The organism is Micromonospora sp. NPDC049101, from assembly GCF_040648675.1.
Taxonomy (GTDB): Bacteria; Actinomycetota; Actinomycetes; order Mycobacteriales; family Micromonosporaceae; genus Micromonospora.
The window spans coordinates 78,011-91,917 of the sequence record NZ_JBEZED010000002.1 but is presented as its reverse complement, the minus strand read 5'-3'; the positions used below and the strand labels follow the sequence as shown (position 1 = coordinate 91,917).

Here is a 13,907-nt window from a genome sequence, read left to right as displayed (position 1 = left end):
GGCCGTGATGCCCGAAACGCCTGCCGGCGGCGGCAGAGCCCCATGCCGCTCGTGCCCGCTCAGGACCGCTGCGCGCCACGGTTACTGGCCCGTGGCTGGCCCGCGTCGGTACGAGCGGGTTAGCTGCCCATCGGATACTTGCCCTATGCCCGCCATCGATCTGAGTGCACCGGCCCGCGCGCTCATGCCGAGTTGAGGGCGATTGCGACCGCCTGCGGGAGTGAACGCACAACACTGCACGCAATGCCGGTCGGTAAGCGGCTCAACCATCGGGAGTTGGGTGGGCGGCTGCACTGTGTCCGGCCGCGGCTCCGGATCCGCCATGCCTTATGACGAGTTAGGTCAGCGCTGGGTGTCGATGGACCGTAGCCCATTGACGAGGAGCGCGACCATGCGGCGGCCGTAGTCCGGCTCCTCGTCCGGTAGGGGTGCGCACAGTTTCGCGACCGCGTAGAGAAGGTCCTGCGAGCTAACCACGGCCCGGATTTCGTCGGCCGCAGTCGCGGCATCGAGCAACGACCCCAGCGCTGGTCCCAGCTTCTCCATCAGGTAGCCGGAGAGGCCGTCGAACGCCGGATCGCCGGAATGCAGCGCCGCGGCGAACCCGCGTTTGGTCACGACGAACGCGGCGAGCCGTTCGAGCCACCTCGCGAGGGCGATGCCCGGCGGGTGCTCGGCGGCCAGTGCAGGCGCCGCATCGGCGCAGGCGTCGATCTCGCGCTCGATCACTGCCTTGATTAGGTCGGAGCGTTGCGGGAAATGCCGGTAGAGGGTGCCGACGCCGACACCGGCCAGATCGGTGATCTCCTTCGCAGGCGCGTCGACGCCCGACGTGCCGAAGACCGTCTTCGCTGCATCCAGCAGCGCCTCGACGTTGCGGCGCGCGTCGGTGCGAATCCGGCGCGGTGCGCTCGCGCCCGTTCTCGAACCGGTGGTGTCGTTGGACACGGTAGTCCTCCTTGCCTTTCCGGAAAGGCTTTCCGTATAGTTCCGGAAAGAGATTCCACTTCACTCACCATACCGCTAGGAGACGCTCATGCAGTACCGCACCCTGGGCCGGACCGGCATCAAGGTCAGCCCGTACGCACTCGGCGCGCTGATGTTCGCCACGTCGGTAGGCAACTCCGATCCGGAGGACTCGATCCAAGTGATCCACAAGGCGCTCGACTCCGGCATCAACCTCATCGACACCTCCGACGTCTACGGCGACTCGGAGGAGGTCGTGGGCCGGGCGCTCAAAGGGCGGCGGGACACCGTCGTGCTCGCCACCAAGTTCGGCAGGCCGACCGGCACCGACCCCAACCAGCAGGGCACCTCCCGACGCTGGATCATGACCGCGGTCGAGAACTCGCTGCGTCGCCTACAGACCGACCACATCGACCTCTACCAGGTGCACAAGCTGGACCCGGACACGGACATCGAGGAAACGCTCTCCGCGCTCACCGACCTGATCCGCACCGGCAAGGTGCGGGCGATCGGATCGTCCAACACGCCGGCCATCGACATCGTCAATACCCAGTGGCTTTCCCAACGGCACGGGCTGGCACGCTTCCGCACCGAGCAGCTACCGTACTCGATCCTCAACCGCGGCATCGAGAACGACGTACTGCCCGCAGCGCAGCGCTACGGCCTCGGCACCCTGGTGTGGGGCCCGCTCGGGCAGGGGATGCTCACCGGCCGCGTCCGCAAAGGTCAGCAGAACGACCTGAGCCGCGCGCGCTACTTCAAACACCTCAGCGACGAGCGCCGCATCGACATCGTCGAACAACTCATCCCGCTCGCCGACGAGGCCGGCCTGCCGCTGACCCACCTCGCCATGGCCTTCACCATCGCGCACCCGGGCGTCACCAGCACACTGCTCGGCGCGCGCACCATGGAACACCTCGACGACCTGCTCAGGGGCACCGGCGTCGCGCTCACCGACGACATCCTCGACCGGATCGACGAGATCGTTCCGCCCGGCACCGACGTCACCCGCCTCGACCAGGCCTACGTGCCCCCGCCAGTCCTGGACCCGGCCCTACGTCGCCGACCGGCCGGCGCACGCAGCGCTGCCTGAAAAAGGGACACCACCGCTACTGGACCAGCAAACATCCGGATCAGCCACGATCCGGGCGCCGGCGTCTCGACCGCAAGGTCACGTGCGAACATCTGCCGCGGATGCCACCGATGCCGTACGCACCCTGACAGGGTTCGGGTTTCGGGACCTGGGGTTGCACCGCATCTCGGCAGCCATCGGACCCGACAACGCCGCGTCCGTCGCCGTCGCGGAGCGACTGGGCATGCAGTACGAGGGCCGCATTCGCGACCACGTCTTCACCAACGGGGCCTGGCGCGACTCGCTTCTCTACTCCGTGCTCGCGGACGAGTGGAACACCATCCGGAGCGCGTGAACCGTGCTGAACGGTCCGTCATCGGGCCGGCTGCCGGCGTGTGATCCGACACGAGATGCACGACAGATCTCCGTCAGTTGAAGTGCGACATGTGCCAGGGAACTAGGCAGCAGGCCGTCGGCGCCCCATTCCGTGACGTCGGGGGGTGGGGCGGGCGCCCGGCCGATGAGCGTATGTTGGGAGCAGCGAAGGGCGGATCGCCGTGATCCCGACACTGATCTTGTTCGGCCTTGTATTCGGACGCTGGTGGCGGTTGTCGCTCATCGCCGCCGCTCTGGGGTGGCCAGTCCTGCTCGCCGCCGACGACGTGATGAGTGTCGGGCCGGGGTTGCTCGGCGCGTCTGGGCTCGCCCTAGCCAACACCGGCGTCGGCGTGTTGATTCATCAGGGCATCCTGCGAATGATGCGCGTGCTGAGAACCGAGCAGGACCGTTAACGAGGCGGTCCGGTCGGTGATGCGGCTGTCTGGGCCGCCAGAGGTCAGCCGGTCGGTGCGGCACCGGTCCGGTCCGGTCCCGCAGAACGCTTCCACGGGCAACGACCCCGAGAACGCAGGCATCTGCCGCTTGCCGCGCGCTTCCAACTATTACGACAGCCGGATGAAGCGAGTGCCAGTCCTGTCGACCTGCTCTTGCTTGGTCAGGTCCAGGCGTGGTCGAGGGCCAGTGCGAGCCGTCTGGCCCACTGCTCGGCGGTGCCTGTGATTCCGGAGTACTCGTCGGTGAAGTTGGACCAGTCGACCTCCCAGGACAGTGCGGTCTCGGCCCTGAAGGTATGACCGAAGCCCGCACCAAGCTGCGGGAGAAGATCCGCGACTACGAAGACGGCCTCGCCCTGGTCCAAGACGGACACAGCGTGGCCGACGCTCTCACCGACTGGCTCACCTACGGCCTGAGCAACCAGTCCGAGAGCACGAAGGCCAACTACACCACCCTTGTGCGCTCCCACATCATCCGTGACCTCGGCGCGAGGAAGCTGCGGGATCTCAGCGCGACCGACATCGACCGCTGGCTCATGGGCGAAGCCAACACCTGAGCACCCGCACCCTGCGGCTCCTCCACTCGCTGCGCATCCGCGCCGTCAACCGAGCCGTGGCGCGAGACAGGGTCAAACGCAACGTTGTGGCACTCTGCGAAGTACCCACAGGTCGCGGCGGCCGTCGCTCGAAGTCGCTGACGCTCGACCATGCCAAGGCGCTTCTCATCGCTGCCGAGAGCAGCTCGTTGCACGCCTACATCGTCGTCTCACTGCTGACCGGCGCTCGCACCGAGGAACTGCGAGCCCTCACCTGGTCACACGTCGACCTCGCCGGCAAGCCGGACAACGATCCTCCGGTGCCACCATCCATTCAGGTCTGGCGCTCCGTCCGCGCCGACGGAGACACCAACACCAAGAAGTCGCGTCGCACCCTGGCTCTGCCGGCCCGGTGCGTCACCGCGCTCACCACCCATCACGAGCGCCAGGGCCAGGGCCAGCCTGCCGCTGACCGCCTCTGGGCAGCTTGAGCAGGAGGCGGACATCGTCGTGCTGATCAGCCGGGACGACTACTACGACCCGGAGTCGCCTCGATCGGGGGAGGCGGACCTCATTGTCGCCAAGCATCGAGGCGGCCCGAAGGACACGATCACTGTCGCCGCGCAGCTCCACCTGGCTCGGTTCGTCGACATCGCCATCGACGCGGTGTCATGACACCCACCGCCCCGGATCGGTTGTCCGATCGCTGGTCCGATCGGACAACCGATGGCACTTGCCAAGCAAGCGCCAAGCAAAGCGATGGCAAGTTGCTACAGGTGCTCACGCCAGCAACCGCGGTGATGTCGATCGTTCATGCCGCCCAGCGGCACAGGGGTACGCGGAGCGTGCGTACCCCTCCGGCTGCCAGGGGTACCCACACCATGGGGAGCCTTCTTGCCGCCGCTGGCGACAAGCCAGCCCAGGCCGGGCGAAGGGTGTTGCTGCCGGCCCCACCCTTTCCGCCGCGCCCCGAAAAAGCCGGGCCGTCCGCCCGCTGGACACCTTTGCTCCCGCTGCCGGGGAAAAGCCGCGCGAAGCTTCCCGGCACCGGGAACCTTCCGATGACCTCAGCAGCGGTTAGCCCATCCCAATGCCTATCCGATAGACATTGCACCAGGAAGGACACCTCGATGGGCCACACCGTCGCGGTCAGCCGTAGGCCCTTCGACGACGCCCCCGGCGCTGGCCGCGCCAAGGCAGGTGAGCCCCGAAGCTTCACGATTCGCGGGAGCGGCATCGATGAGGGACGCGACCGGCGACTCCATAGCTGTCAGCCAGCCGGAGGGCAATCGTGCCGAGCCTCTGTATGGCCAGGCTCGTCACGTCGGGCGGCGACACCGGCCGCGACAACCGCCGCGGCCGCGCCACGACCGATCCGGAACAGTCGACCAGCCCGCACGTTTGACGACGACGCCACGCGTCTGCAACGAGATCCGCGACTCGTCGGTTCACCGACGGTCGGCAGCGGGTCGGTGGATCGGGCCATGCAGCGTGTGCAGAGGTCGGCCGGTGCCTCCCCACCGTCGTGCCACCAGCTCGGCGGCGATGCTCACCGCGGTCTCCTCCGGGCTGCGGGCACCCAGGTCCAGCCCCATCGGTGCGGCGAGTCCGCCAAGGTCGACGTGGGCGACCCCGGCGTCCCTGAGCTGTGTGATCCGATCGTCGCGTGTCCGTCGGGAGCCCAGCACGCCCAGGTAGGCGACGGGCAGGCTCAGAGCCACCTCCAGCAGCGGGATGTCGAACTTGGGATCGTGGGTCAGGACGCAGAGAGCCGTCCGGTCGTCGACACGTCCGGCCTGGGCCTCGGCGCGTAGGTAGCGGTGAGGCCAGTCGAGCACGACCTCGTCCGCGTCCGGGAACCTGCTCGCGTCCGCGAAGAGGGGACGGGCGTCGACGATCGTCGAACGGAATCCGAGGAACGACGCCATCCGGGTCATCGCCCTCCCGAAGTCGGTCGCACCAAAGATGATCATGCGGGGCGGCGGCAGGACACTGCTGACGAAGAAGGTGAGGTCCTCCCGGTGGCGCTGGCCGTCGTGGCCGTACCGGAGGATGGCGGTTCGCCCGGCCGGGAGCAGGCCCCGCACGTCCTGGACGACGGCCGCCTGGAGGCCGACATCACCCAACGTGCCGATGGTCCGGTCGGGCAGCAGGACGAGTCGCTGACCGAGTCGCCCCTCCGGGTCGCCCCCGTTGGCGTCCACGCACGTCGCCACGGCCACCGGTGTGCCGGACCGGATCGCCGCGGCCACCTCGGGCAGGGCGGGGAAGCTGTGCCTGTCGATCCGCTCGACGTAGACGTCGATGGTGCCACCGCAGATCAGGCCGACAGCGAACGCGTCCTCCCCGCTGACGCCGTACCGCTGTAGCACCGGCCTGCCGGTGTCGATGACGTCGCAGGCCAGCTCGTACACCGCGCTCTCGACGCAGCCACCGGAGACGTTGCCGGTGACCGTCCCGTCGGGGCCGACGAGCATGGTGGCACCGGGCGGCAGCGGCGCCGAGCGCCACGTGGCGACGACCGTGGCGAGCCCGACCGGCCGGCCCTCCCGCCACCATCGACCGAGGTCGTCGAGCACGTCACGCATCACGCCCCACCTGCCGGTCGGCTGGTTCGTCGACGTCGACACCGTCGGCCAGGTCGTCGCACGCCACGCCGACCAGTGTGGTCGCGTGGGTGGTGAGGTACGGGCGGGCACCGACGTCGGCGACCGCCATCCTCGCCACGCCGTCCCAGTGGCCGCGACCGAGAAGGACCGGATGCCCCCGTCTCCCGTGGTAGGTGGCGACCGCGATGACCTGTTCGTGGGCATGGGTCGACAGCCGGGCGACGGCCGCCGCGGTGATGCCGGGAGTGTCGACGAGCAGCACCATCGCGGCGCTGACGCTGCTCTGCCGGAGCGCGTCGAGCCCGCGCCGAAGGGACGACCCCATCCCGGTCCGCCAGTCCTGGTTGACCACCAGGACCGCCGTGCCGAGGTCGGCGGTGGCACGTACCTCGTCGATGGCGGCACCCAGGACGACCACGACCGGGTCGCAGCCGCCATCCGTCAACGTGCGGTGGGCGATCTCCACGAAGAGGCGGCCGTCAGCGACCGCGAGCGCCTTGGGCAGCCCGTAGCGCCGGCCGGCGCCGGCGGCCAGCAGCACTCCCCCGACACCACCGGTCACGGTGCCGACCAACGCCGGCGGACGGTGTCGAGGCCGGTGGGGGTGATCTCCCCGAGCAGGCGCAGCCGGGCCATCCCGCCGTCCGGGTACGCGTCGAGCCGCACCCAGCTCACCGCGCCCACGTCCTCGACGAGGAAGCGGTGCCGGGTGTCGGGTTGCAGTCGAGTCACCGGTAGCAGGTCGAACCATCCGTCCGGGTCGTCCGGGTCGCCCGCGCTCCCGCGCACCGCGGCGGCACCGGGCGCGTTTCCCTTGAAGTGGCTGGTGTCCAACTCCGCGACGCGGACGACGCCGGGAGCGGCCAGACGTACGAGGACCCAGTCGTTGCCGTCGTCGCGACGACGGGCGGTCTCCCAGCCCTCCCCCATCGTGCGTGCCCGGCCCGGCGCGATCAGATTGTTCGGCGTGCCGTAGAACATGTCACTGCACCCGACGACGAGACCCCCGTGCTCCAGTGCCGCGAGGTCGACCAGGCCACCCGTGAGGAACCGCGGGTCGGGGGTCACCTCGCCGTGCACCCGCAACCGGGCCACTCCGCCGTCCGGGAAGATCGACAGTCGCACGTGGGTGATGCGGTGTCCCGGGTCGACGGGAAAGACGTTACGGGTGTCGCCGGCAAGCGCCGCTCGTGGCACCAGCGGCACCCAGGCCGCGTCGGCAAGGTGCTCCGGCGAGGGATGCCCGTCCACCCGACAGCCGTCGATGGCCGCGTACGGCGGGTAGTTGCCGGTGAAGTGGCTGGTGTCGACGACGATCGTGCGGACGATCCCCGGGACACCGAGGCGCACGATGGCGTGGTCGTGGCCAGGCGTGCGGCGTCGACGGGTCTCCCAGCCCTCGTAGATCTGCCCCTTGGGGCCGAAGGTACGTGGGGTGAACGTCGGTGGGTTCGGGTCGACGAGGTGGTCGCTCGGGGCGAAGAACTCATCGTTCGCGTGGACGACCCCACCCGACAGGGCACGGGAGGCGAGGTCCGGCAACGTGATCGGTGTGGTCATCGTGCGCTCCGGGAGAGTAGACGCCCACGTGGCGGGCCGTCCGGCGACACCGGTTGGCCGCGAAGCCACACGGCGTGCACGACGCCGTGCATCGTCCGGCCGGCGTACGGGGAGACGGGATGACGGTGGCGGAGCGTGGCGGGGTCGACCACGAAGGACTCGTTCGGTGCGAAGGCGACGAGGTCGGCGTCGAAGCCGACGGCGATGCGACCTTTGGTGTCCAGGCCCGCGACCTCGGCGGGACGCTGCGCCATCCACCGGACGACGTCCGCGAGCCGGTGCCCGCGGTCGCGGGCGCTGCTCCAAATGGCGGGCAGGCCGATCTGTAGCGAGGAGATGCCACCCCAGGCGGCGGCGAAGTCACCGCTCGGCGGTCTCTTCAGCGCCGGCGTGCTGGGTGAGTGGTCGGAGACGACGCAGTCGATGACGCCCGCGTCGAGGGCGGCCCAGAGCCGGTCGGAGTTGCCGTGGTCGCGGATGGGCGGGCAGCACTTGTACTCCGTCGCCCCGTCCGGCACGTCCTCGGCGGCCAGACAGAGGTAGTGCGGGCAGGTCTCCACGGTGACGCTGACTCCCACGCCCTTCGCCGCGGCGATCAGTGGCACGGCGTCCGCCGACGACAGGTGCAGGATGTGGACCCGGGCGCCGGTGCGCAGCGCGGCGTCAAGCACCCAGCCGATGGCCTCCGCCTCGGCGGCCGGTGGCCGGGACGCGACGAAGTCCGCGTAGCGACGCGAGGAGGGGGCGACGGTGATCGCACCCGGGCTCTCGGCATGCACCAGGAACAGGGCATCGACCGCGCCGAGGGCGGTGTCGAGCGCGTCCGGGGCCAGTGGTGGGAACTCGGGGACACCAGAGTCGACGAGGAAGCACTTGAACCCGAAGACGCCGGCGTCGTGCAGCGCCTGGAGGTCGGCGACGTTGTCGGGTACGGCGCCGCCCCAGAACCCGACGTCCGCGTGGATCGCGCCCTCGGCGGCGCGGCGCTTGGCGGCCAACGCCGGCACCGTCACGGTCGGCGGGACCGAGTTGAGCGGCATGTCGACGAGGGTGGTGACCCCACCGGCGATCGCGGCCCGGGTCGCCGAGGTGAATCCCTCCCACTCCGTACGTCCGGGTTCGTTGACGTGCACGTGCGTGTCGACGATGCCGGGCAGCAGCGCCAGGTCGCCGAGGTCGGTGACGGGCCCGGCGGGCACGTCGTCGTACCCCGTCACCGCCGCTATCCGGCCGTCGGCGAGGCAGACCATGGCTGGTCGCTCCCCCTGCGCGGTGACGACGCGTCGGGAGCGCAGGATGACGTCGTAGGTCACAGCACCTCCAGGGTGGCTCGATCGACGCTGACCTCGTCGGGGTCGAACGCGCCGCAGTCCAGGCCCCGACGCAGATGACCAGCGAGCGCACGAGCGGTCGCCGGTTCCTCCAGCACACCGTCGCTGCGACGCGTCAGGTACGCGGAGAGCCGCGCCACAGTGGCGTCCAGGCTCTCCCGGAAGAATGCGTAGGTGGCGGCGTACCGGGTGGGCAGGTGCGCAGGGTGCAGATCCCAGCCCTGGTAGAAGCCGCGTTCGAGGGAACGTCGTACCAGGCGTGTGTGCAGCCGCCAGGCCGCGTGCACGGCGTCCAGGTCGCCGACCGGAAGCACATTTGTCGAGCCGTCGGAGAGGCGCACGCCGGTGCCGGCCGCCGCCACCTGCATGACGGCCTTGGCATGGTCGGCGACGGGATGATCCAGCGACTGGTGGGCGGCGGCGATTCCGCACGCGGCGCTGTAGTCGTAGGTGCCATAGTGCAGCCCGACGCACCGTCCCCCGGCCGCCGTGATCATGCGGGAGACGGTGGCCGTGCCGTCGGCGCCCAGCACCGCCTCGGTGGTCTCGATCTGCAGCTCGAAGCGCAGGCTCGCGCCCGGCAGCGCGTACGCGGACTCCAACTCCTCGCACAGCAGGGCCATGGCCGCCACCTGTTCCACGGCTCGGACCTTGGGCAGGGTGATGACGAAACCGGGCGGGGGTGGGCCGAGTGCGTCGAAGAAGACGTCGAGGGTGCGGACGGCGCGGTCCCGGTCGGCGCGGTCCAGGCTCTTGCAGCGCAGCCCGACGAACACCGGCCTCGGGCCGTCGCGGAGCGCCGTTGCCGCGGCACGCGCCGTCTCGTCCTCCTCCGCGTCGTCGCGGACGCCGTACCCGTCCTCGAAGTCCAGCCGAAGGTCCTCGATCGGTTCGGTCGACAGCTTCGCCAGCACGCGGTCGCGCAGGCCGGTGGGGAACGGCAGCGGTGGGAACCGGTCGAGGGTATCGACCGCCTGCTCACCCCACTGTCGACACAGGTCGGTGGTGAACCGGTCGGCCGGCACGTACACGGTGTGCACCGGTTGCCGGCCGGGACCGTCACCCGGGTAGCGCCTCTGCAACACGGCGTCGACGGGGGTGAGCCGGCGGTCCAGTTCGGCCGTCACCCGCGCGGTCAGTCGGCGCGCCATCAGTCGATGACCTCGTAGGCGGGCACGGTGAGGAAGTCGACGAATTCGTCAGCCAAGGCACCCCGCTCGAAGAGCGTCCGGGCCTGCGGCCACCGCCCCGCCTGGTAGGCGTCCGCGCCGACGGCGTCGCGGATCGCCGCCAGTTCCTCGTCCTCGATCCGCTGGACGAGCGCCGCGGTCACCGCCTCGCCGCTGTCGGCCAGCCGGACCCCCTGGTGCACCCACTGCCAGGTCTGGGCGCGGGAGATCTCGGCGGTGGCCGCGTCCTCCATGAGGTCGTTGATGGCGACGGCGCCGACGCCCCGTAGCCATGCCTCCAGGTACCGCAGCGCGACCGAGACGTTGGTCCGCAGCCCCGCCGAGGTGACCTCGCCGCCGACGACGGTGAAGTCGAGCAGTTGCGCGGCCCGCACGGTCACGTCGTCGCGCGTCCGGTCCAGCTGGTTGTCCCGCGGCCCGAGGACGCCGTCGAAGACCTCCTGGCAGACCGGCACCAGCTTGGGGTGGGCGACCCACGAGCCGTCGAAGCCGTCGTTCGCCTCGCGCTCCTTGTCCGCGCGCACCCGCCCGAAGGCTGCCGCGTTCTGCGCGGCGTCACCGCTGGGAATGAACGCCGACATGCCGCCGATCGCCGCTGCGCCGCGGCGGTGACAGGTCGCGACGAGCAATTCGGTGTACGCCCGGAGGAACGGCGCGGTCATCGTGATCGCCGCGCGGTCGGGCAGGACGGCGCGCTCCCGGAAGGTCTTGATGATGGAGAACAGGTAGTCCCAGCGACCCGCGTTGAGCCCGGCGGCGTGCGATCCCAGCTCGTACAGGATCTCGTCCATCTCGAACGCGGCCGTGATGGTCTCGATGAGCACGGTTGCGCGGATCGTGCCGCGGGGAATGTGGAGCGCGGCCTCGGCGTGGTCGAAGACGTCGTTCCAGAGCCCGGCCTCCCGGTGGCTCTCCAGCTTCGGCAGGTAGTAGTACGGGCCGGAGCCTCGCGCGATCGACTCATGGGCGTTGTGGAAGACGTGCAGGCCGAAGTCGACCAGGGCACCGGCGGTCGGCGACCCGTCGACGGTCAGGTGACGCTCGTCGAGGTGCCAGCCGCGGGGGCGGACGACGATGGTGGCGAGCCGCCGGTCGGTGCGCAACGCGTACCGCCGCCCGTCCGGCGCGTCGTAGGTGATCGAGCCTCGGACCGCGTCGTACAGGTTGACCTGCCCGGTCACCACGTTCGCCCAGTGGGGTGTGTTGGCGTCCTCCAGGTCGGCGAGCCAGACCTTCGCTGTCGAGTTGAGCGCGTTGATGGCCATCTTGCGATCGGTGGGTCCGGTGATCTCCACCCGGCGGTCGGACAGACCGGGCGGTGGCGGGGGTACCGTCCACTCCGACTCGCGGACGTCCCTCGTCTCGGGCAGGAAGTCGAGCAGGCCGGTCCGGGCGATCTCCGCGCGCCGCTGCCGCCGACGGGCGAGCAGCTCCGCGCGGCGGGCACCGAAACGCCGCTGGAGATCCGTGACGAACTCGATCGCCTCCCGGCACAGCACTCCCTCTTCGGTCATGTCCGGCACATCCGCTCCTGTCTCCGCTGTGCGCTGTCATCCGGCGTTCGTCGTCAGGGCTTCAGATCCGCAGGCGATCAGCCGCGCGCCGGGCGCGGACCAGCAGATCCCGTTCGTCGACAGTGGCCAGGCGGCCCCTCTCAACGACCGGCCGACCGCCGACGAGGAGCAACTCCACCGGCGCCGGTGCGCCGAACACGAGTGCCGCCACCGGATCGGCGATGTCGGCGTGGCCCAGCCCGTCGATACGCCAGAGCGCGATGTCGGCGAGCTTGCCCACCTCGATCGCGCCCAACTCGTCCTCGCGCCCCAGGCAGCGCGCACCCCCACGGGTAGCGAGAGCGAGTGCCTCCCGCGCCGTCAACGCGGTCGGCCCACCCCGCAGCCGCGCCACCAGCAGCGCCTGGCGAAGCTCCGCGACGAGTTGACCGGCCTCCTGGGAGGCGGCGCCGTCGACGCCGAGCCCGACGGGCACACCGGCGTCGAGCAGGTCCCGGACGGGGGCCAGGCCGGCGCCGAGGCGGGCGTTGGAGCTGGGACAGTGGGCCAGGCCGGTGCCGGTCTCGGCGATCCGCTTGATGGCCTCGGCATCGAGGTGGACGCCGTGCGCGAGCCAGACGTCGGGGCCGAGCCAGCCGAGCCGTTCGGCGTACTCGGCGGGTGTGCACCCGTGCGTGGCCCGGCAGTAATCCTCCTCGTCGACCGTCTCGGCCAGATGGGTGTGCAGCCGTACTCCCCTGTCCCGCGCCAACGCGGCGGCCTCCCGCATCAGCCGTTCACTCGCGGAGAACGGGGAGCAGGGGCCGACCGCGACGCGGACCATCGCGCCCGGTGACGGGTCGGAGAAACGGTCGATCGCGTCGGCGGTCGCCGCGAGCGCGGCGTCGGTGTCCTCCACGAGATCGTCCGGCGGGAGGCCCCCGGCCGAGGCGCCCAGGTCCATCGAGCCGCGGACGGGATGGAAACGCAGACCCACCCGGCCCGCCTCCGCCACCTCGGCGGCGAACAGGTCACCGGCGGCGGCGGGAAAGACGTAGTGGTGGTCTGTGGTCGTGGTGCAACCGGACAGCGCGAGCCAGCTCAGCCCGGCGCCGACGGCCGCCGACACGTCCTCCTCCCGGATGCGCGCCCACATCGGGTACAGCTCGGTGAGCCAACCGAACAGGTCGGCCTGCTGGGCGAGGCCCCGGGTCACCCACTGGTAGAGGTGATGATGGGTGTTGACCAGTCCCGGCGTGGCGAGGCAGCCGGTGCCGTCGACACGCCGGACGGGCGCGCCGTCGTCGATCCGGTCCGCGGAGCCGGCCCCGACAGCGGCGATGCGACCGTCCTCGACAAGGATGTGGCCCCGCTCGTGTTCGCGGCCGACGCCGTCGACCGTCGCGATCGCGCAGCCCTCGATGAGGAGGCGGCCCGACGAGGCCGAGGTCAGGAGTTCCACCACGACTCCTCCCACCGTGGGGCGTCGTCGCGGCGCACCGCACCCTCGATCAGCCCGTACGGGCGGTCGGCGGCGTAGAAGACCTCGTTCGGGTTGTCGAGCCCGAACGGTGTGAGGTCGACGAGGAAGTGGTGTTTGTTGGGCAGGGACATCCGCACCTCGGTGATCTCCGGGCGGTGTTCGAGGACCCGCTGCCCCATCGCGTACAGCGTCTGCTGCAGGGACAGGCTGTACGTGTCGACAAATGCCTCGACCAGGTGCCGCCGTGCCTCCCTGAACGAGGCCGCCCAGTCGTCGCTCTCGCTGGAGGTATGCCGCCAACGGCCGTCCACCGCCGTGGCCAGGATTCGGTCGTGCGCCTCGGGGAGCGTCGTGTACTCGTCCCGGACGAAGCCGAAGAACTCCGAGCCGGTCGTGTTCATCAGCACCATGCCGGTCAGCCCGGAGACGACGACCGTGTCCGGTCCGTCCACCGTGACCGTCGCCGTCCGTGTCTCGGCTCCGGACCGGGTGAACGAGTGCTCACCCACGCGGTTCCAGGCGTGCTGTTGGAGGTGGACGATCGCCCGGGTGATGACGGGCTGCGAGTCGACGAAGTGTCGCGCCAGGCGCAGCCCGAACTCCTCGATCTCGCCGATCCCGTGCCGCCGCGCGAACGCGTACACCGTGTTCTTCTGACTGTCGGTCGGCAGGACCTTGGCGTTGTCGCCGGTGAGGTGCGTGTCTGCCAGGTCGCCGGCGAGCGCGACGCTGACGGTGAGGTCGGTCAGCCGATGGCGCTCGCCGTCGCGGACGACGTGGACCAGCCGCACCTCGGCCTTTCCGTACTGGTGGGTGCCGAGAACAATGTCCATC

General features: G+C 70.3%; 11 protein-coding genes and 3 pseudogenes. 5 read left to right on the top strand and 9 right to left on the bottom strand.

Annotated elements, in window-relative coordinates; all coding sequences use genetic code 11:
• Window positions 1-342: 342 nt before the first annotated feature.
• The gene (locus AB0B57_RS03105; protein WP_357064636.1) at window positions 343-948 is read right to left on the bottom strand and encodes a TetR/AcrR family transcriptional regulator; all 606 of its coding nucleotides are present in this window, start codon (window positions 946-948) and stop codon (window positions 343-345) included.
• 88 nt (window positions 949-1,036) lie between these two features.
• On the opposite strand from AB0B57_RS03105, the gene AB0B57_RS03100 reads away from it, so the two are divergent.
• The 5 genes and pseudogenes from AB0B57_RS03100 to AB0B57_RS03080 all read left to right on the top strand — a co-directional run.
• The gene (locus AB0B57_RS03100) at window positions 1,037-2,059 is read left to right on the top strand and encodes an aldo/keto reductase (RefSeq protein WP_357064634.1); all 1,023 of its coding nucleotides are present in this window, start codon (window positions 1,037-1,039) and stop codon (window positions 2,057-2,059) included.
• Between the two features lie 103 nt (window positions 2,060-2,162).
• Window positions 2,163-2,393, top strand: a pseudogene (locus tag AB0B57_RS03095) (GNAT family protein); the annotation flags it as partial.
• 202 nt (window positions 2,394-2,595) lie between these two features.
• Entirely contained in the window at window positions 2,596-2,829 is a 234-nt protein-coding gene (locus AB0B57_RS03090) for a hypothetical protein (RefSeq protein ID WP_357064632.1), read from the top strand.
• A 338-nt stretch (window positions 2,830-3,167) separates the two neighbouring features.
• Window positions 3,168-3,886, top strand: a pseudogene (locus AB0B57_RS03085) (site-specific integrase); the annotation flags it as partial.
• Window positions 3,885-4,082, top strand: a pseudogene (locus AB0B57_RS03080) (DnaB-like helicase C-terminal domain-containing protein); the annotation flags it as partial. The pseudogenes AB0B57_RS03085 and AB0B57_RS03080, both read left to right, overlap by 2 nt.
• A gap of 773 nt (window positions 4,083-4,855) precedes the next feature.
• Here AB0B57_RS03080 and AB0B57_RS03075 read toward each other — a convergent pair.
• The 8 genes from AB0B57_RS03075 to pucL all read right to left on the bottom strand — a co-directional run bounded on the left by AB0B57_RS03075 (window position 4,856) and on the right by pucL (window position 13,906).
• Window positions 4,856-5,995 carry an XdhC/CoxI family protein gene (locus tag AB0B57_RS03075; protein ID WP_357064630.1) on the bottom strand — a complete coding sequence of 380 codons (1,140 nt, stop codon included), beginning with the start codon at window positions 5,993-5,995 and terminating at the stop codon, window positions 4,856-4,858.
• Window positions 5,988-6,578 (bottom strand): nucleotidyltransferase family protein, encoded by a 591-nt coding sequence (locus AB0B57_RS03070; RefSeq protein ID WP_357064628.1) that lies wholly within the window; start codon window positions 6,576-6,578, stop codon window positions 5,988-5,990. Before AB0B57_RS03070 ends, AB0B57_RS03075 begins: the two co-directional genes overlap by 8 nt.
• Window positions 6,575-7,576 carry an allantoicase gene (gene alc, locus AB0B57_RS03065; protein ID WP_357064626.1) on the bottom strand — a complete coding sequence of 334 codons (1,002 nt, stop codon included), beginning with the start codon at window positions 7,574-7,576 and terminating at the stop codon, window positions 6,575-6,577. Before alc ends, AB0B57_RS03070 begins: the two co-directional genes overlap by 4 nt.
• Window positions 7,573-8,889: an allantoinase AllB gene (gene allB, locus AB0B57_RS03060; RefSeq protein WP_357064625.1), complete on the bottom strand. Its 1,317-nt coding sequence runs from the start codon at window positions 8,887-8,889 to the stop codon at window positions 7,573-7,575. The genes alc and allB overlap by 4 nt, the downstream gene beginning before the upstream one ends.
• On the bottom strand, window positions 8,886-10,058 hold the full coding sequence (locus AB0B57_RS03055; RefSeq protein WP_357064623.1) for a hypothetical protein: 1,173 nt from the start codon (window positions 10,056-10,058) through the stop codon (window positions 8,886-8,888). Before AB0B57_RS03055 ends, allB begins: the two co-directional genes overlap by 4 nt.
• Complete coding sequence (gene aceB, locus AB0B57_RS03050) at window positions 10,058-11,611, bottom strand: malate synthase A (RefSeq protein WP_357064622.1); 1,554 nt, start codon at window positions 11,609-11,611, stop codon at window positions 10,058-10,060. Before aceB ends, AB0B57_RS03055 begins: the two co-directional genes overlap by 1 nt.
• 61 nt (window positions 11,612-11,672) lie before the next feature.
• Window positions 11,673-13,052: an 8-oxoguanine deaminase gene (locus tag AB0B57_RS03045; RefSeq protein ID WP_357064620.1), complete on the bottom strand. Its 1,380-nt coding sequence runs from the start codon at window positions 13,050-13,052 to the stop codon at window positions 11,673-11,675.
• Window positions 13,040-13,906, bottom strand: coding sequence for a factor-independent urate hydroxylase (gene pucL / locus AB0B57_RS03040; protein ID WP_357064618.1), 867 nt, complete (start codon window positions 13,904-13,906; stop codon window positions 13,040-13,042). Before pucL ends, AB0B57_RS03045 begins: the two co-directional genes overlap by 13 nt.
• Window position 13,907 lies beyond the last annotated feature (1 nt).